Annotated in this window: 19 protein-coding genes and 1 pseudogene; 10 read left to right on the top strand and 10 right to left on the bottom strand. The window is 66.3% G+C overall.

The genetic code is table 11. The features are described from left to right. On the bottom strand, positions 1-444 hold a 444-nt coding region (locus tag H8B02_RS34115), incomplete at its 3' end, for an EamA family transporter (RefSeq protein WP_229170247.1). Then, a complete protein-coding gene (locus H8B02_RS34110; protein WP_229170246.1) occupies positions 441-947 on the bottom strand; it encodes a MarR family winged helix-turn-helix transcriptional regulator in 507 nt (168 codons plus the stop codon). The genes H8B02_RS34110 and H8B02_RS34115, both read right to left, overlap by 4 nt. Before the next feature lie 214 nt (positions 948-1161). On the opposite strand from H8B02_RS34110, the gene H8B02_RS34105 reads away from it, so the two are divergent. Next, positions 1162-1959 carry a DUF899 domain-containing protein gene (locus H8B02_RS34105; protein ID WP_229170245.1) on the top strand — a complete coding sequence of 266 codons (798 nt, stop codon included), beginning with the start codon at positions 1162-1164 and terminating at the stop codon, positions 1957-1959. 45 nt (positions 1960-2004) lie between these two features. On the opposite strand, the gene H8B02_RS34100 is transcribed toward H8B02_RS34105, so the two are convergent. Then, positions 2005-2907, bottom strand: a complete 903-nt coding sequence (locus tag H8B02_RS34100) for a LysR family transcriptional regulator (protein WP_229170244.1) — start codon at positions 2905-2907, stop codon at positions 2005-2007. Positions 2908-3006: 99 nt separating this feature from the next. On the opposite strand from H8B02_RS34100, the gene H8B02_RS34095 reads away from it, so the two are divergent. The 3 genes from H8B02_RS34095 to H8B02_RS34085 all read left to right on the top strand — a co-directional run bounded on the left by H8B02_RS34095 (position 3007) and on the right by H8B02_RS34085 (position 6274). Continuing rightward, complete coding sequence (locus H8B02_RS34095; RefSeq protein WP_229170243.1) at positions 3007-3564, top strand: GNAT family N-acetyltransferase; 558 nt, start codon at positions 3007-3009, stop codon at positions 3562-3564. Next, positions 3561-4739, top strand: a complete 1179-nt coding sequence (locus H8B02_RS34090; RefSeq protein ID WP_229170242.1) for an MFS transporter — start codon at positions 3561-3563, stop codon at positions 4737-4739. The genes H8B02_RS34095 and H8B02_RS34090 overlap by 4 nt, the downstream gene beginning before the upstream one ends. Positions 4740-4810: 71 nt before the next feature. Next, on the top strand, positions 4811-6274 hold the full coding sequence (locus tag H8B02_RS34085) for a M20/M25/M40 family metallo-hydrolase (protein ID WP_229170241.1): 1464 nt from the start codon (positions 4811-4813) through the stop codon (positions 6272-6274). Between the two features lie 3 nt (positions 6275-6277). Here H8B02_RS34085 and H8B02_RS34080 read toward each other — a convergent pair whose 3' ends face one another. After that, complete coding sequence (locus tag H8B02_RS34080) at positions 6278-6787, bottom strand: DUF1993 domain-containing protein (protein WP_229170240.1); 510 nt, start codon at positions 6785-6787, stop codon at positions 6278-6280. Positions 6788-6807: 20 nt separating this feature from the next. Further along, positions 6808-8244 (bottom strand): MFS transporter, encoded by a 1437-nt coding sequence (locus tag H8B02_RS34075; RefSeq protein ID WP_229170239.1) that lies wholly within the window; start codon positions 8242-8244, stop codon positions 6808-6810. A gap of 123 nt (positions 8245-8367) precedes the next feature. On the opposite strand from H8B02_RS34075, the gene H8B02_RS34070 reads away from it, so the two are divergent. Beyond that, positions 8368-9279, top strand: a complete 912-nt coding sequence (locus H8B02_RS34070) for a LysR family transcriptional regulator (protein WP_229170238.1) — start codon at positions 8368-8370, stop codon at positions 9277-9279. A gap of 27 nt (positions 9280-9306) precedes the next feature. Here H8B02_RS34070 and H8B02_RS34065 read toward each other — a convergent pair whose 3' ends face one another. Then, positions 9307-10218 (bottom strand): LysR family transcriptional regulator, encoded by a 912-nt coding sequence (locus H8B02_RS34065; protein WP_229170237.1) that lies wholly within the window; start codon positions 10216-10218, stop codon positions 9307-9309. Between the two features lie 214 nt (positions 10219-10432). Here H8B02_RS34065 and H8B02_RS34060 point away from each other — a divergent pair, with 214 nt between their 5' ends. Then, positions 10433-11950 (top strand): MFS transporter, encoded by a 1518-nt coding sequence (locus H8B02_RS34060; protein ID WP_229170236.1) that lies wholly within the window; start codon positions 10433-10435, stop codon positions 11948-11950. A gap of 51 nt (positions 11951-12001) precedes the next feature. Here H8B02_RS34060 and H8B02_RS34055 read toward each other — a convergent pair whose 3' ends face one another. Then, complete coding sequence (locus H8B02_RS34055; protein ID WP_229170248.1) at positions 12002-12406, bottom strand: cupin domain-containing protein; 405 nt, start codon at positions 12404-12406, stop codon at positions 12002-12004. Between the two features lie 101 nt (positions 12407-12507). Further along, positions 12508-12909 (bottom strand): Ohr family peroxiredoxin, encoded by a 402-nt coding sequence (locus H8B02_RS34050; protein ID WP_229170235.1) that lies wholly within the window; start codon positions 12907-12909, stop codon positions 12508-12510. Between the two features lie 147 nt (positions 12910-13056). On the opposite strand from H8B02_RS34050, the gene H8B02_RS34045 reads away from it, so the two are divergent. The 4 genes from H8B02_RS34045 to H8B02_RS34035 all read left to right on the top strand — a co-directional run bounded on the left by H8B02_RS34045 (position 13057) and on the right by H8B02_RS34035 (position 15712). Further along, positions 13057-13524, top strand: coding sequence for a MarR family winged helix-turn-helix transcriptional regulator (locus H8B02_RS34045; RefSeq protein WP_229170234.1), 468 nt, complete (start codon positions 13057-13059; stop codon positions 13522-13524). Between the two features lie 49 nt (positions 13525-13573). Further along, the gene (locus H8B02_RS34040; protein ID WP_229170233.1) at positions 13574-14236 is read left to right on the top strand and encodes an ABC transporter substrate-binding protein; all 663 of its coding nucleotides are present in this window, start codon (positions 13574-13576) and stop codon (positions 14234-14236) included. Beyond that, positions 14233-14364, top strand: coding sequence for a hypothetical protein (locus H8B02_RS48210; RefSeq protein ID WP_283842285.1), 132 nt, complete (start codon positions 14233-14235; stop codon positions 14362-14364). The genes H8B02_RS34040 and H8B02_RS48210 overlap by 4 nt, the downstream gene beginning before the upstream one ends. A 130-nt stretch (positions 14365-14494) precedes the next feature. Next, positions 14495-15712, top strand: a complete 1218-nt coding sequence (locus H8B02_RS34035) for an MFS transporter (protein ID WP_229170232.1) — start codon at positions 14495-14497, stop codon at positions 15710-15712. 28 nt (positions 15713-15740) lie between these two features. Here the strand turns inward: H8B02_RS34035 and H8B02_RS34030 are convergent, their stop codons facing one another. Together H8B02_RS34030 and H8B02_RS34025 are read right to left on the bottom strand one after the other, a co-directional pair. Beyond that, positions 15741-16385 carry a Vgb family protein gene (locus H8B02_RS34030; protein WP_229170231.1) on the bottom strand — a complete coding sequence of 215 codons (645 nt, stop codon included), beginning with the start codon at positions 16383-16385 and terminating at the stop codon, positions 15741-15743. A gap of 28 nt (positions 16386-16413) precedes the next feature. Then, positions 16414-16575 (bottom strand): annotated as a pseudogene (locus H8B02_RS34025) (helix-turn-helix domain-containing protein); the annotation flags it as partial.

The following is a 16575-nucleotide window of genomic DNA, read 5'->3' as shown; positions in this document are numbered from 1 at the left end:
GACCCGCGAGCGTGCGGCGCCATGCGCGGTGGCGCCGGGCAGGAAGATGATCGCAAGGCCAAGGATGCCGCACAGCGTGCCCCACACGAAGGTCGGCGAGATCGGGACGCCGAGCGCGGCCCGCGCGATCACGGCCGCGAACAGCGACGATGTCGACAGCACCAGCGCCGCAAGTCCGCTCGGCATCCGCGCGGTCGCTTGATAGAACGCGATGAAGGCAATGGCGAAGAACAGCAGGCCCTGCAACGCGACGGCCAGCCGGTCCTTGCGCGGGATCGCGAGCGGTACGCCGCGCAGCCGGCCGTAGCCGAGCAGGATGAGGCCGGCGAGCGCCATGCGCAGCGCGACCGACCACGGTGCGGGCGTGACGCCGGCCTGCATCGCGGTGGCCAGCGCGCCGCCGCCCCACAGCAGTGCGGTCAGCGCAAACAGTGCGGCTGTCATGGCGTACCGGCGTCGTCGAGCAGCGCGCGCCAGCCGACGGCGTCGATCCGCGCACTTTCGCCCTCGAGCCGGGTGAGCGCGGAATCAAGTGTGTTTCGCTCGCTCTCCGACAGGCGCGCAAGCAGCCGTGCTTCGATCGCGCCGCCCAATCCGGCGATCCGGTTGAAGGCGGTCCGGCCGCTGCGGGTGATGCTGACGGCGGCGAAGCGGCGGTCGGTCTTGCCCGGGCGTCGCACCGCAAAGCCGAGATCTGCGAGCTGGCCGATGCCTCGGCTGACGGCGAACGGATCGAGCGCGCAGGCGCGGCCGATTTCGGAGGCGTTGGCCGCATCGCGCTCGGCGATGACGGCGAGGATGCGCCAGCCGGCCTGGCTCAATCCGAACGTCTCGCTGTAAAAGCTCTCGAGCGGGCGGGCGACCTGCGCCGCGACGAGGAACAGGCGATAGGGCAGCCAGGCGCTGAGCTTCAGGCCATCGTCGGATGCGGGAGCGGCTTGTTTCATGGCCGGAGGCTCGCACATATACTTGCAAAGTGCAAGTATTGTGCAAAGAGATTGAAGCGATCGGAGCGCATGCGCGAAAATCCCGACACACTTGTCACTCCCATCATCCGTTGCCGCCGCGCCAGATTGCGGCATGGCCAATGACGAACGGCCTCTGCGCGGGAGCCGGGCCGTGGTCGCGGAGTTCGTCCAATTCGGAGATGGAGATATCATCATGAGCAAATCGGCTGAAAACGATCGCGGCGGACTGGCGGCAATGCAGACCCCGCCCGTGGTGTCGCGGGAGGCGTGGGAGGCGGCGCGTCTGGAGATGCTGGTGAAGGAGAAGGCGCAGGTGCGGGCGCGCGATGCGCTTGCCGCCGAGCGGCGGCGGATGCCGTGGATGGCGGTCGAGAAGGCCTATGTCTTCGAAGGACCGAACGGCAAGGTGAGCCTGCTCGATTTGTTCGATGGCCGCCGGCAGCTGATCATCTACCGCGCTTTCTTCGAGCCCGGCGTGTTCGGCTGGCCGGATCACGGCTGCCGCGGCTGCTCGCTCGGCGCCGATCAGGTCGGCCATCTCTCCCATCTGAACCAGCGCGACACCACGCTGGCCTACGCGTCGCGCGCGCCGCAGGCTGATATCGCGCGGCTGAAGGCGCGGATGGAGTGGGAGATGCCGTGGTACACGATCACCGACAGTTTTGATGCCGACTTCGGCGTCGCCGAGTGGCACGGCCACAACGTGTTCGTCCGCGACGATGAGCGGATCTTCCGCACCTATCTCGTCAACAGCCGCGGCGATGAATCGATGGGCACGGTGTGGAGCTATCTCGACATTACGCCGTTCGGCCGCCAGGAACTATGGGAGGATTCGCCGAAAGGCTATCCGCAGGGCCCGACGTACAAATGGTGGAACTGGCACGACAATTACGAGGCCGAGGCCGCGCCGAACGCGAAGTGGGCCGCCGTGACCGACGCCGGCGAAGCTGCGTTCCGCAAGATCGCGGAGCAGGAACGCAAGGCGACTTGACGGGGGTGGAGCAGGGAGGCCGCGCGTAGCGTCCTCCCTGGTGCTCTATCGGCCGTTGTCCTTCGCGGCCGAGAGTGCCTTCAGCGCCGAGAGCGTCTGCCGCAGCCCGCGGTCGAGGCGCTTGTCGCGCCGGATCACGACGGCGAGCCGGCGGTAGAGCTTTGGCGACAGCGACCGGACGATCAGGTCACGCTGCTTCGTCCTGGCAGGCACGGCCATGCCCGGCAGGATCGCGCAGCCGAGGCCGGCGCGCACCATCTCCTTGATCGCCTCGACGCTGCCGAGCGACATCAACGGCTTCAGCGACACGCCGCCGCGCGCCAGCCACTCGTCTGCGGTGCGCCGCGTGTTGCCGCCGGGCTCGAACAGCAGAACCGGCCCGGTCGCCAGCACCTCCGGCGTGATCCGCGCCGGCAGCATCATGTCGCGCGGCGCGATCAGCACGAACTCGTCATTCATGACGGGGGTGATCTCAAAACTTCGCCCCGACACCGGCAGCGTGACCAGCCCGATGTCGATCGTGTTGTCCTCGACCGCCCGCGCGATCTCCGCCGTATTGCCGGTCGTGACCGTGATCTCGAGCGAGGGCAGTGCGGCGCGTAGCTCCTTCAGGATCGGCGGCAGCAGGAAGATGCAGGCGGTCGCGCCGGTGCCGAGCCGCACGCGGCCTGCCGTTCCCGTGGTCTGCTGCGCAACGGCGTCGACCGCCGACGTCACCGCCGAGTTGATCTGCTGCGCGTGTGAGAGCAACGCGACGCCGGCGGCCGTTGGCCTCGCCCGTCGTCCGACCCGCTCGATCAAGGTCGCATTCAGGCTCTTCTCGAGCTGGCGCACCTGGAGGCTCACTGCCGGCTGGGTGAGTTGCAGCCGCTCGGCCGCGGCGGAGAAGCTGCCGTAATCGATCACGACGGCGAAGCTTTCGAGATAGTCGAGGTTGAGGTTCTTCATCAAAGCATCTCTTATGCTACGCATAAACACCCAAAGCTTCACTTATATAACGCGATGGCGCATGCTCGGGCAATATTGACGGCTCGGGTGAGAGACGGAATGGCGGCAGGTAACAACGGCGTCGTGGTGCGCGACGCAACGGACGACGACATGGCCGACGTGCAGGGCATCTATGCCCATCACGTGCTCAACGGACTGGCGACCTTCGAGGAGGTGCCGCCGACGGTGGACGAGATGCGCAGCCGCCGGAACGCCGTCGTGGCCGCGGGCCTGCCGTATCTGGTGGCTGAGGTGGATGGTCTTGTGGCCGGCTATTGCTATGCGACGGCGTATCGGCCGCGGCCGGCCTATCGCCACACCATCGAAGACTCGGTCTACGTGTCCGACGGATTGCGCGGCCGCGGTATCGGCGTGGCGCTGCTTCAGGGCTTGATCGCGCGCGCCGAAGCGGGGCCGTGGCGGCAGATGCTGGCCGTGATCGGCAACAGCGGCAACGTCGGATCGATCGCGCTGCACCGTCGCATGGGCTTCGAGATGGTCGGGACGCTGAGATCGGTCGGCTTCAAGCTCGGGCAATGGGTCGACACCGTGCTGATGCAGCGGCCGCTTGGGCCGGGCGCCTCCACGCTTCCCGCGGAGAGGGGATTGCCACGGTGATCGCCCGCCGCGTCGTGGCCGCCCTCGGGCTGGCTCAACTGATCTCGTGGGGTGCCACCTACTATCTGATCGGCGGCTTCGGCGAGCAGATCGCCGCGGATCTCGGCTGGGAGCGCGACATCGTCTACGGCGGATTCGCCGCGGCGCTGTTGGCGATGGGCGTGGCGTCACCGCTTGCGGGGAGGTGGGTGGACAGAAGCGGCGGCCGGGAGGTCATGGTCGCAGGCGCCGTGATCAACGCGCTCGGCTGCGCCGGTCTCGCGGTCTCGCATCAGATCTCGACCTATTTCGCATCCTGGATTGTGCTCGGCTTCGGCATGCGGCTGACGCTGTACGATGCGGCGTTCGCCGCGCTGGCCCGGATCGGCGGACCGGAGGCGCGCCGCGCGATGTCCGGAATCACCCTGCTCGGTGGCCTGGCGGCCACCGTGTTCTGGCCGCTCGGCCACACGCTCTCGGAACAGTTCGGCTGGCGCGTCGCGGTGCTGGTTTATGCCGGGCTCGCACTGCTGACGGTCCCGCTGCATCTGCTGATCCCGAACAAGCGGTTTGCCGGCGTGCCGAGCTCCACGGCGCCGGCATCCAAGCAACCACGCGCCGCCAGCCGCCGGCAGCTTGCGGCGGCAGGCGCCCTCTATGCCGTCATCATGACCGGAGCGAATTTCCTGAATGCCGGCATGTCCGCGCACATGATCGCGGTGCTCGCCGGCCTCGGGCTCACCGTCACGGTGGCAGTATGGATCGCGACGCTCCGGGGCATCGGGCAATCCGCCGCGCGTCTCTGCGAAGTCCTGTTCGGTGCACGGCTCGATCCGCTCGCGCTCAATTTGATGGCCTGCCTGATCATGCCGCTGTCGTTCATCGCTGGACTGTTCAGCGGAACGGCGAAGGAGATGGGGATCGCCTTCGCGCTGCTCTACGGCGCATGCAACGGCATTCTGACCATCACCAGGGGAACGCTGCCGCTGATCCTGTTCGATCATCGCAGCTATGGCACGCTGGTCGGCCGGCTCATCGTTCCGAGCTTCATCCTGCCCGCGGCGGCGCCGCTGGTCTATGCGATCGTGATCGACCGGTACGGCGATGCCAGTGCGCTCTATCTCTCCACCGGCCTTGCCGTGACGACGTTGCTCGCGGCCGCGATGCTGAAGGTGATGTTCCCCAGAACTTCTTGAGTTCAAGGACTCGCTGCGGTGAGCGGCGCAAGCTATCCTGTTTCAAAACCAGATAAGGGAGGAAGAAGAATATGGTGCCGTCGACCAAGACCCGCGTCGCTGCGTTGGCCCTTGCCGCGTTGCTGTCCTGTGCCGGAGCGGGACAGGCGCGTGCCGAGCAGCCGGGCGACCGGACGGTTGCGCTGCTCAAGAAGCTGATCTCCTTCGATACGTCGAATGGCCCGGGCGATACGCGGGCGCTCGCCGAATACCTGAAATCGCAATTTGCGCCGCTCGGCGCCGAGGTGGACATCTTCGTCGCCCCGAACGGCAAGGCCGCGCATTTCATCGCGCGGCTGCGCGGCGACGGTTCGCGGAAACCGGTGCTGCTGGCCGCCCATGCCGACGTCGTCCCGGTCGAGCGCGAGAAATGGACCGTGGAGCCGTTCGCCGGCATCGAGAAGGACGGCTTCGTCTACGGACGCGGCGCGATGGATTTCAAGGGCGGCCTCGCCGTCTTCGCCAGTGCGGTGATGCGGCTTGCGGAGGAGAAGACGCCGCTGTCACGCGACGTGATCTTCCTCGCCGAGGCCGACGAGGAGCAGGGACAATACAGCACGGTGTGGCTGGCGAAGGACCATTGGGACAAGATCGACGCCGAATTCGCGCTGAACGAAGGCGGCTATGTCCTGCAAGAGCGCGATGGCACGGTGCGCCAGATCAATGTCACGACAGCGGAGAAGCTCTCAGCGACCTTCGCCTTGAAGGCGACCGGTCCCTCCGGTCATTCGTCGCGGCCGTTCCCGGCAGGCGCGATGGCCAACGATCGGCTGATCGCGGCGCTGGCCAAGCTGGCGGTGCATGATCCGGCCGTCAAGCTCGTACCGGCGACCGAAGCCTATTTCAAGGCGCTGCTTCCGATCAGTTCGGAACAGACGGCAGCCGATATCAGGCAGCTCTTGGCCGCGAAGGATCAGAATGATCTCGACGCTGCCGGAAAGAAGCTGGTCGCCGACAATCCCAAGGACAGCCTGCTGCTGCACGCGTTGCTGCGCGACACCATGGTGATCACGATGATCGACGCCGGCATCAAGCCCAACGTCATCCCCGGTGACGCCAAGGCGGTCGTGAACACGCGGCTGCTGCCGGGCACCACCACGGATCAGATGATCGAGGAAATCAAACGTGCGATCGGCGATCCCGGCATCGAAGTCAGCATTGTAACGTCGCTGTCGCAACAGGATGCGCGGGACGCGTATCTGATGCGCTCCAAGATCCCGGCGTCACCCATCAATACCGAGCTCTACGCGGCGCTGGACCGCAACGCGAAGCGGGTCTGGAAGGACTCTGTCCTGGTGCCGACGATGTTTGAAGCCGGGACCGACGCCATCGCCTGGCGCGAGCGCAACGTGCCCGTCTATGGCATCTATCCCTATCCGCTCGACGACGACATCCTGAGCCGGATGCATGGCAATGACGAAAGGATCGGCGTCGAGGCCATCAAGCAGGGGGCGGAGTGGGTCTACAACACGCTTCGCGAGGTCGCGAAGAAATAGAGGTCACTCCGAGAGGTATTTGCCCAGGAAGTCACGCTTGCCGAGCGGCACGCCGCGATGGCGCAGGATTGCGTAGGCGGTCGTGACGTGGAAGAACAGGCTCGGCAGCGCGAAGCCGTACAGATAGCGCGCTGCCGGCATCGGCGGGACGCCGAAGGGCAAGGTGATGGTGCGTTCCGCCGCTCGGTCGAAGGCCCGAACCGGGACCGTGTCGATGTAGTCGAGCGTTCGCGAGATCCGGGCGTAGGCCCCACCGAGGGTCTGTTCGTCGTCGGCAAAGGGCGGTGGCTCGAGACCGGCGAGCCGTCCGGCTGCGCCCTTGGCGTGATCGCAGGCCCGTTGCACCTGGCCGACCAGCGTCAGCATGTCGGGGGCCAGCCGCGCCGCGAGCATGGTGTCGGGATCGAGACCGCGTTCGCGAGCGTGGGCCTCGCCCTTGCGCAGGAGATCAGCAAGCGCGTCGAGCATCTGCCGGAACACCGGAACGGAGGCGTCGTATAACGGGGCGTTCATGGAATTGTCCTCGTCTCATTTCAAGCCGCCGGCTCGCGCGGCAGCCACAGCGATAGCCAGCCGCCGAGCGCGAGCAGCGCGACATTGCAGCCGAGCGCGATGGTGAAGGCGTGCGCATAGTCGTCGGCCTGCGGATGCGATCCGAGCAGGCTGTAGAAGACGCCGCCGATCACGGCGACGCCGAGTGCGGCGCCGATCTGGAAGGTCGAGATCATCATCCCCGATGCCAGCCCGGCGTGACCCGGATCGATGCTGCCGATCACGGCCTTGATGACCGACGGCATCACGGTGCCGAAGCCCAGTCCACCGCAAATGAGGCCGAATTCGAGGCTTTGGGGCAGCGCGCCACTGACCGACAGCATCACGACACCAAACCCGATGACCTGGAGCGCGAAGCCCAGCGTCAGCGTGCGGGCGCCGAGCCATTGCATCACCAGCGACGACACCAGCGAACTCACGAAGAAGCCGGTGGCGAAGGGCAGGGTGGCGAGGCCGGCCGCCAGCGGCGCAAAATGCAGCCCGCTTTGCAGGTAGACCGCAAAGGTCAGGTAGAACGACGACAGCATGTAGAAGGCGAGCGCCATCACCAGCCCGATGACGAAATCGCTGTTGCGCAGCAGATGCAGCGCGACCAGCGGGTCGCCGCCGCGCGCCTTCAGGCGCGCCTCGAAGCGGACGAAGGTGGCGAGCATCAGCGGAGAGGCCGGCAGCATCGCGACGATCCAGGCCGGCCAGCCGGACTCCCTTCCCTCGATCAGCGGATAGACCAGGAAGCCCAGCGTGAGCGACAGCAGGATGACGCCGCCGATGTCGAGCCGTTGGGCATGCGCGGCATGCGAGTCGGTCAGGAACAGCACGCCGCCGATGAAAGCGGCGAGGCCGATCGGCACGTTGATGAGGAAGATCGCCTGCCAGGCCAGTCCGAGCGGATGGGCCGAGACCAGGACGCCGCCGAGCACCTGGCCGCAGATGTTGGCAAGACCGAACGTCGCGCCGTAGAAGCCGAGCGCGCGGCCCTGTTCGGCCGCCGGAAACAGCACGCGGATCGAGGCGAGCACCTGCGGCGCCATCACGGTGGCGGTGAGGCCTTGCAGGATCCGCCCGGCGACAAGGACGTCCGGCGACCATGCAACACCGCACAACACAGACGCGATCGTGAAGCCGGCGACGCCGGTCAGGAACATGCGCCGCCGACCGAGCAGGTCGCCGAGCCGGCCGCCCGTGATCAGGAATACCGCGTAGGTCGCGGCATAGGCCGAGATCACGAACTGCACCTCGCTCGGCGTCGCGCCGAGATTGTCGCGAATGGCCGGCAGCGCGAGGTTGACGACGTTGAAGTCGAGGATCGGCAGGAAGGCGCCGGTGAGCAGCACGGGCAGCGCCAGCCATCGCCGCGGGTCGACCGTAGCCGTCCTTGCGTCGTGCAAATGCAACGTCTCGGTGGTCTCGCTTGTCACCCGCCAGCTCCTCTGCGTTGCCGGCGCGGCGCAAGGAGTGCGTTCGTCGGCCGAACTTTCGGGAAGATGGCCTGTCTGTTTGTGATAAGATATTCGCCAACGCTGCTGATTGAGTTTGCAAAAATGAACAGCCCGATCGACTGGAACGATCTTTGCCTCGTCCTTGCGGTCGCGCGGGACGGCAGCCTGTCCGGGGCGGCGCGCAGACTGGGCGTGACGCATTCGACGGTGTTTCGTCGCCTCGGCGCGATCGAAACAGCGATCGGCACGCGCCTGTTCGAGCGTTTCCGCGACGGTTACGCGCCGACGCCGGCCGGCGAGACCGCGGCGGCGTCGGCGGCCCGGCTCGAGGATGAAGTGCTCGCGCTCGAGCGCAGGCTGGCGGGACAGGACTTGAGGCCGTCAGGCCCGGTCCGGATCACGACGACGGATACGCTCGGCGCGGTGCTGATGCGGCATCTGCCCGCGATGCGCGCCGCGCATCCGGAGATCCAGCCGGAGATCATCATCTCGAATGCGATGGCGAACCTGACGCGCCGCGAGGCCGAGATCGCGATCCGGCCGACGCCGGCGCCGTCCGAGTTGCTGGTCGGACGGCGCGTTGCCGATATTGCCCATGCGGTCTACGGATCGCGAGTTTATCTCGCCCGGCATGATGACAAGGATCTGTCGGCACATGACTGGATCGGGCTCGACGATGCGCTGGCGGGAACCGTCATCGCCGGCTGGATGCGCGAGAACCTGCGCTCGGTGCGCTTCGCCTGCCGCGTCGATGCGCTTCCGGCGCTGCGCGATGCCGCGGCTGCGGGACTGGGGCTTGCGGTGCTTCCCTGCTATGTCGGCGATCTCGCGCCCGCGCTGCGCCGCCTGACGCCGAAAGCGCTCGCCGAGCCGCGATCGGCGCTGTGGCTGTTGACGCATGACGATCTCAAGCGCACCGCGCGGATCCGCGCTACGTTGGATTTTTTGGCCAAGGCGCTCGCATCGGAGCGCGCGCTGTTCGAGGGAAGGCGAGCCGGCCGCGCGGGGCGATAGCCGACAGGCATGATCGGGCGGTCTCGGTCACGACCCGAGCGCCGCGGTGACCGCTCGCGTGCTGCTAGCTGCGCTGCCTGTGCTCACCGGCGGACGATGATGCTCGCGAAAGGCGGTTGCCAGCGTTTTCAGCGCCGCACGTGATCTTGAGTCCGACAAGGTCGATAGCAGCATGATTTCGGACGGCGGCAGTGCGGGGAGTCCGAATTTCCTGCTCACCTCGATTGTGCCGGGCGGGGCAACGCGGCATGAGAATACCGAGATGGCGAGGCCGGCCGAGACCGCCTCGGCGACAGCGAAGGCGCCACAACCAAGGAAGGTCTCTGTCCACGCAAGTCCCGCCGCGTCGAGCGCATGCGTGGCAGTGTTGAGGATGCCGCAGGACGGTGATGAGGCTGCCAATCGAAACGGCTCTCCGGCGCGATGGATGAAATCCGGCGTGGCGAACCAGCCGAAATGGTCCGGTCCCAGGACGTCGCCGTCGCGCCGGTCGTCCTCCCGAAACACGATAACGGCATCAATGGCTCCGCGATCGAAGGAACTGAGCAGGTCGCGGGCATCGTCGAGCCGCACCTCGATCGTCAGTGCCGGGTCATGCGCATTCAGCCGCGCCAGCAAGGTGGGAAGCTCGGGGGCCCCGACATGGGTTGCGATTCCCAGCGAGAACCGGCGTCGCGCTGACGACAATCCGGCGACCGCGCGGTCGTGCGCGGCAAGGAATGCGCTAGCTGATTCGAGAAACACGGCGCCCTGTGCCGACAGGCGCACCAGCCGCGGCGTTCGCTCGACCAGTTTCTGGCCGACCCGGTCCTCAAGCCGTTTCAACTTCACGCTGATCGCGCCTTGCGTGGTGCCGAGCGCGGCGGCTGCACGGGTGAAGCTCTGCAGCTCGGCAATCGTCACGAACGCCTTGACGGCATCGACATCGAGTGTGGTCATGTCAGTCATCCGGAATTGTTGTCTCTGAAATATCTAGTCATCCAATTCACCAATGCTCAAGCCGTGACTAGCTTTGCGTTGTGAAGCGCCGCGGCCACCCGATTCCTGCCGCTGCTGCCTCAATACATCGTGAGTCGATCGACCGACGCTGCTGCCAGCACCCTGGCAACAGCGTGCGGTATGCCGTTGGCTTGCCACAACAAAAGGCCTGATCATGTCCACTGAACTGAGCCGCCGCGGCGCCGTCGTGTTGTCCGCCGTATGTCTCGCCTGCCTGATGTTTGGATTGGAGATATCCAGCATTCCGGCGATCCTGCCGACGCTGGAGCGGGTGCTGCATGCCGACTTCAAGGCGCTGCAATGGATCATGAACGCCTACACGATCGCGGTGACCACGGTGCTGATGGCGATCGGGACGGTGGCGGATCGCTACGGGCGCAAGCGCATCTTCCTGGTCGCGATCGCGGCGTTCGGCGTCACCTCGCTGATCTGCGGTGTCGCCCAGAGCGTCGAAATGCTGATTATCGCCCGGTTGCTGCAGGGGCTGAGCGGCGGCGCGCTGTTGATCTGCCAGATCGCCGTGCTGTCGCACGAATTCCAGGGCGGCCGGCTGCGCGCCGTCGCCTGGGGCTGGTGGGGCGTGATCTTCGGCATCGGTCTCGGCTTCGGGCCGATCATCGGCGGTGCCGTGGTCGCGCTGCTGAGCTGGGAATGGGTATTCCTCGTCCACGTGCTGTTCGCAGCGGTCGCGTTCGTGCTCACGATCGGCGGCGTGCATGAATCGAAGGATCCGATAGCGAGCAGCCTCGATGTCGCCGGCATCGTGACGATGTCGCTTGCGGTGTTCTGCCTCGCCTTCTACATCACGCAGGGGCCGGATCTCGGCTTCGTCAGCCCGAAGGGGCTCGCGATCCTCGGCGTCTCCGCCGTGAGTTTCATCGCGTTCCTGGTTGCCGAGAGAATCAGTCGGCGGCCGATGTTCGACTTCTCGGTATTTCGGATCCCGGCTTTCTCCGGCTCGATCGTCGGCTCGGCCGCGATGAACCTCAGCTACTGGCCCTTCATGATCTATCTGCCGATCTGGTTTCACGCCGGCCTCGGCTATGACGGCGTGTCCGCCGGCCTCGCGCTGCTCGCTTACACGCTACCGACGCTGGTGATGCCGCCCTTCGCCGAGCGCCTGTCGCTGCGCTACCAGCCGGGCCTGATCATTCCGGCCGGCCTGTTCACCATCGGCGTCGGATTCATGTTGATGAAGTTCGGCAGCGCCGGCGCACAGCCCGACTGGCTGACGATGTTGCCGGGCTGCCTGATCGCCGGAATTGGCCTCGGTATTACCAATACGCCGGTCACCAACACGACGACGGGCTCGGTCTCGAGCGACCGCGCCGGCATGGCCTCCGGCATCGACATGAGCGCGCGGATGGTCTCGCTTTCGGTCAACATCGCTCTGATGGGCTTGATCCTGGCGAGCGGCGTGCTGGCGCATCTGAAGGCCGTGCTGCCCGCGCTGGACGGCGCGCAGCTCCGCAGCATCGCCGAACGGATCGCGGCCGGTGATGCCGCATCCGCGCCGGAGCTGACCGGCCCGATCGTGCATCAGGCGCTGGCGAGCGGCTTTGGCTGGGTGATGCTCTACGGCGCCATCGGCGTGTGGATCATGGCCGCGGTCAGCTTCCTGATCTTCAACGCGCGGCCGGTGCGGCAGGCCGAAGCTCAGGGCACCAAGTGAAGCTGATGTCGCCGCGCCCGCCCAGGGACAGGGGCGGGCAGGCGGCATCGGTCACTTCACGAGGGTCAGCAGCGGCTTGTCTTTCTCGACGATATAGGTCGCAAGCTCGCTGGCGGTGACCGTGCTGACGTTCCTTGCCGCATGGATCGTGCCTGCGGGGATGAACAGCACGTCGCCCGCCTTCAGCGTTGCCGGCGGTCTGCCGTCGACATCGTATTCGAGCGTCCCGGCGAGCACATAGATGATCTCTTCGCCGGGATGCGTATGGCGGCCGAATGCCTTGCCGGGCGCGATGTCGACACGCACCTGGACGGCTTCACGTCCGGGCGCGCTGAGGTCATGGCGCTGCAAATCGGTTCGCGTGAACCCGGCCGGCTGCTGCGCCTGGGCCGTCGGTATCGTCAGGAAACTTCCGGCGATCAGGGCCGCTCTTGCGAGCAGGCGCGTCGCCGTCATCAGCTTGCTGGTCATCTTGAACTCCGGGGTTGTCTTCTCGACTTGTCCGACCGCGAACCGGCAAGCGGCCGGTCCGCGTTGGAGGTCGTCATGCGATCGTCTCAGACGAGGGTGGTGGTGACGTCGATGTTGCCGTGGACCGCCTTGGAGTAAGGGCAGATGCCGTGCGCGGCTTCGATCAGCTCCTGGGCAACCTCGCGCTCGACGCCGGGAACGTGGACGTTGAGGCGCGCGCTCAGGAAGAAGGCGCTACCGGCCTGGTTCAGATCGATCTCGGCGTCGACCTCGGGCTCGCTCGCGAGCTTGACCTTGCGCTGTCCGGCGGCGAGCTGGATCGCGCCGATGTAGCAGGTCGACCAGGCGGCGGCGAACAGGTTTTCAGCGGCGGGGTGCGGCTGCGGCAGCTTGACGTCGAGGAAGCCGTCGCGCGAGCGGGCGCCGCCGTTCGGGCCGGCGGTGACGTGGGTCTTTCCGGTGACGAGAACCTTAGCATTGGCGGTCATAGCGAGCTCCTTTGGTTGGATATATATCGTATCCGATCTAATCGGATGCGAGTTGAAATAGGCCTCGCGTTTGACCATGTCAAGCACTTCCGATTTAATCGGATGCGATTTATACTGGCCGAGACTTCACAAACTCCGGAGACGCCCGTGACCCGCACCGCCAAGGCCGAGACCAAAGGCCGAAAACTCTCGAATTTTCTGTGCTTTGCGGTCTATTCGGCCAATCTGGCCTTTGGCCGCGCCTATAAGCCGATCCTGGACGCGGTCGGCCTGACCTACACCCAGTACATTGCCATGATTGCGCTGTCGGAGGCCGACGAGCAGACCGTGAGCGCGCTCGGCGAGAAGCTGTTCCTGGAATCCAACACACTGACGCCGATCCTCAAGAAGCTGGAGCAGAGCGGCTACATCAGCCGTGTCCGCGATCCCGCCGATGAGCGGCAGGTGCGCGTGAGCCTGACGGCGGCGGGCCGGCGCCTGCTCGACAAGGAGATCAACGCGTCGCTGGTCGACGCCACCGGGCTCGGCGACGAATTTCCCATCGTGCAGAAGAGCGTGGTCAGGCTGCGCGACAATCTGCTGCACCACACGCGCGGCGATTCGAAGAAGGGCTGATGCTGCCGCAGCGGCGCGCCGATGCATCACGACGTGCTGCCGGACGCCGTTGCTCTACGCCACCAATTACGAGGGCGGCAAATGCAGCCGCTATCTGTTTTCGTTCGGCGCGGTGCCGAACCAGGAACTCGGCCAGCTGCTGCCCTATTTGACGCAGACCTTCGGCAACACGTATTTCCTGCTCGGCGCCGACCGGGTCTGGCCGCATCAGATGTTCGACATCGCGCAGCCCTTGATCGCGAAGCTCGGCGGCAGGGTGGTCGGGACGAGGTACACGCTGGGGACCGAGACCGACTTTTCGCCGCTGATCAAGGAGGTCGCGGCGAGCAAGGCCAAGGTGTTGCTGTTCGCGCTGAAGGGCGACGGGATGGACTTCATCCGGCAGGCCGACGAGGCCGGATTGCTGAAGGAGATCACCGTCGCATTCCTTGGACGGTCGGAGGTCGACCTCGGCATCTTCCGCGGCAAGGGCCAGAACATGGTGACGGTGGTGCCGGCGGTCGCAGCGAGCGAGGACCCGGCCGTGAAGGCGTTCGTTGCCAAGGCGCGCGCCGCAGCGAACCCGGGCGTCGCGGTGTCGAACTATGTGATGACGCACTACAACACCCTGATCGACTCAAGGCGGCAGCCGAGAAGGCCGGCAAGCTCGACAAGGAGGCCATCATCGACGCGATGGCGGGGCTCACCATTGCGTCGCCGACCGGGCCGGTGACGCTCGGCCAGAATCATCACGTAGCGATGAACATGTTCATCGCCAAGACGCAAGGCACCGAGCTGGTGCAGGTCCGGCCGCTCGGCGAGATCGCGCCGCAGCCCGGATGCAGTTTGGCTGGTCGCTGACGCTCGGCCGGGCATGAGCCTTTGAAGGCCGCCACGCTCGCAAAAAAATGAGCCAGGGCGGTCATCCGCTGTCGGTTCCACCCAGGTTCGTTCGTCTTTCAGCCAGAACGCACTGCATGGGAGTTCCGGAATGACCAATTCAGCCTACCGCTGGGTGATCGTCGCGGCCGGCGGCCTGCTTGGCTGCGTCGCGATCGGCGGCATGTTTTCGCTGCCGGTGTTCCTGCAGCCGATGGCGCGGGAGACCGGCTGGTCGGTGACCGGCATCTCCAGCGCGATGACGATCGGCTTCCTCGCAATGGCCTTCACCAGCATGATCTGGGGCACGTTGTCCGACCGCCTCGGGCCGCTTCCGGTGGTGCTGACCGGATCGGTCGTGCTGGCGGCAAGCCTTGCGCTGGCAAGCCAGGCACCGTCGCTGCTGGCATTTCAGTTTCTCTTCGGCGCGCTGGTCGGCGCGGCAACGGCCGCGATCTTCGCCCCGATGATGGCCTGCGTCACGGGCTGGTTCGATACCCATCGCAGTCTTGCCGTCTCGCTGGTGTCGGCCGGCATGGGTATGGCGCCGATGACGATGTCGCCGCTCGCGGCCTGGCTGATCTCCCACCACGACTGGCGGACGTCGATGCTGATCGTATCAGGCGTGGTCGGCGCGATCATGATCCCGGTCTCGTTCCTGGTGCGACGCCCGCCGGCGCTGCAAGGCGGCCACGCTGAAGCGGCGAGCACGAACGGTGAGCCGTCGATGTCGCTGGCGCAGGCGCTGCGCTCGCCGCAATTCATCATCCTGATCGCGACCAATTTCTTCTGCTGCGCCACCCATTCCGGGCCGATCATCCACACGGTGAGCTACGCGGTCACCTGCGGCATTCCGATGGTCGCGGCGGTGACGATCTACAGCGTGGAAGGGCTCGCCGGCATGGGCGGCCGCATCGCCTTCGGCCTGCTCGGCGATCGCTTCGGCGCCAAGCGCGTGCTGGTGCTGGGCCTGCTGGCGCAGGCATTCGGCGCGCTCGGTTATGTCTTCGTGCGCGAGCTGGCCGCATTCTACGCGGTCGCGGCGATCTTCGGCTTCATCTATGCCGGCACCATGCCGCTGTATTCCGTGCTGATCCGCGAGAATTTCCCGCTGCGGATGATGGGCACCGTGATCGGCGGCACCGCGATGGCCGGCAGCCTCGGTATGGCGACCGGACCTTTGGCCGGCGGCCTGATCTACGACACCTTTGCGAGCTATACGTGGCTCTATGTCGGCTCCTGGGCCGTCGGCCTCGGCGCGTTCCTGATCATGATGACCTTCCGGCCGATTCCGGCGGCGCGGCCATCGGCGGTGCCCGCGCCGGCGTAAGTCCGGTGCGCGCGTGAAGTCATCTGCTTCACGCGCGGCTGCGCTTCGGCCGCCGGATGGCGCGCACCTTGTTGTTGGTCGAGCCGCTGCCGCAGAAGAACCGGTCCTTGCCGTCGGACTCGAGCCCGGAGACGAACACGCCCTGCGGCATATCGAGCCGTTCCATCACCTCGCCGGTCTGCGGATCGATGCGCCGGACGTCGCTCTGGTCCTCTTCCCAGGTGCCGTGCCAGAGTTCGCCGTCGACCCAGGAGACGCCGGTGACGAACCGGTTGCTTTCGATGGTGCGCAAAACCTTGCCGGTTTCCGGATCGACCTGAACGATCATGCGGTCGCGATACTGGCCGACCCACAGCGAGCCTTCGGCCCAGGCGAGACCGGAGTCGCGGCCGCCGCCGGGCGAGGGGATCGTCGACACCACGCGTCCGCTGTTCGGCTCGATCTTCAGGATGCGGTCCTCGGCGATCTGATAGAGGTGCTTGCCGTCGAAGGCGGTGCCGGCATGGGCCGCGATGTCGAGGGTACGCGTGGTATTGCCGCTTTCGGGATCGAAAGCGACCAACCGGCCACCGGCCGCGAACCAGACCTGCTCGCCGTCGAAGCTGACGCCGCCCACGCTCTCGACGCCTTCGAAGGCATATTCCCGGATGATTTCGGCCTCGGACTTCTTCATGCGGCGCTCCTGTGATTGCGGCCTGATTCTAGCCGTTCGGCAGCGGGGCAGGGAGTAACAACGTCGTCGTGAATCCCGGCACCGGGGGCGTCATCCAGCGCCGGGCGCGGGCGCGGCCGACCGACTGCACCTTGCCCGTGGCGGCCAGGGCGTCGAGCGCGCGCTGCACGGTACGCTGGCTCGCCCCCAG

The sequence above is a fragment of the Bradyrhizobium altum genome (assembly GCF_020889705.1).
GTDB lineage: Bacteria > Pseudomonadota > Alphaproteobacteria > Rhizobiales > Xanthobacteraceae > Bradyrhizobium > Bradyrhizobium altum.
This window is presented reverse-complemented; position numbering and strand designations above follow the sequence as displayed.

Coding starts and splice junctions, on each gene's coding strand:
- H8B02_RS34055 (WP_229170248.1), bottom strand. CDS start 12,406: ATGACGGCGACGCGCCTGCTCGCAAGAGCGGCCCTGATCGCCGGAAGT.
- H8B02_RS34030 (WP_229170231.1), bottom strand. CDS start 16,385: ATGAAGAAGTCCGAGGCCGAAATCATCCGGGAATATGCCTTCGAAGGC.
- H8B02_RS34065 (WP_229170237.1), bottom strand. CDS start 10,218: ATGACCACACTCGATGTCGATGCCGTCAAGGCGTTCGTGACGATTGCC.
- H8B02_RS34100 (WP_229170244.1), bottom strand. CDS start 2,907: ATGAAGAACCTCAACCTCGACTATCTCGAAAGCTTCGCCGTCGTGATC.
- H8B02_RS34110 (WP_229170246.1), bottom strand. CDS start 947: ATGAAACAAGCCGCTCCCGCATCCGACGATGGCCTGAAGCTCAGCGCC.
- H8B02_RS34095 (WP_229170243.1), top strand. CDS start 3,007: ATGGCGGCAGGTAACAACGGCGTCGTGGTGCGCGACGCAACGGACGAC.
- H8B02_RS34035 (WP_229170232.1), top strand. CDS start 14,495: ATGACCAATTCAGCCTACCGCTGGGTGATCGTCGCGGCCGGCGGCCTG.
- H8B02_RS34060 (WP_229170236.1), top strand. CDS start 10,433: ATGTCCACTGAACTGAGCCGCCGCGGCGCCGTCGTGTTGTCCGCCGTA.
- H8B02_RS34105 (WP_229170245.1), top strand. CDS start 1,162: ATGAGCAAATCGGCTGAAAACGATCGCGGCGGACTGGCGGCAATGCAG.
- H8B02_RS34070 (WP_229170238.1), top strand. CDS start 8,368: ATGAACAGCCCGATCGACTGGAACGATCTTTGCCTCGTCCTTGCGGTC.
- H8B02_RS34080 (WP_229170240.1), bottom strand. CDS start 6,787: ATGAACGCCCCGTTATACGACGCCTCCGTTCCGGTGTTCCGGCAGATG.
- H8B02_RS34050 (WP_229170235.1), bottom strand. CDS start 12,909: ATGACCGCCAATGCTAAGGTTCTCGTCACCGGAAAGACCCACGTCACC.
- H8B02_RS34085 (WP_229170241.1), top strand. CDS start 4,811: ATGGTGCCGTCGACCAAGACCCGCGTCGCTGCGTTGGCCCTTGCCGCG.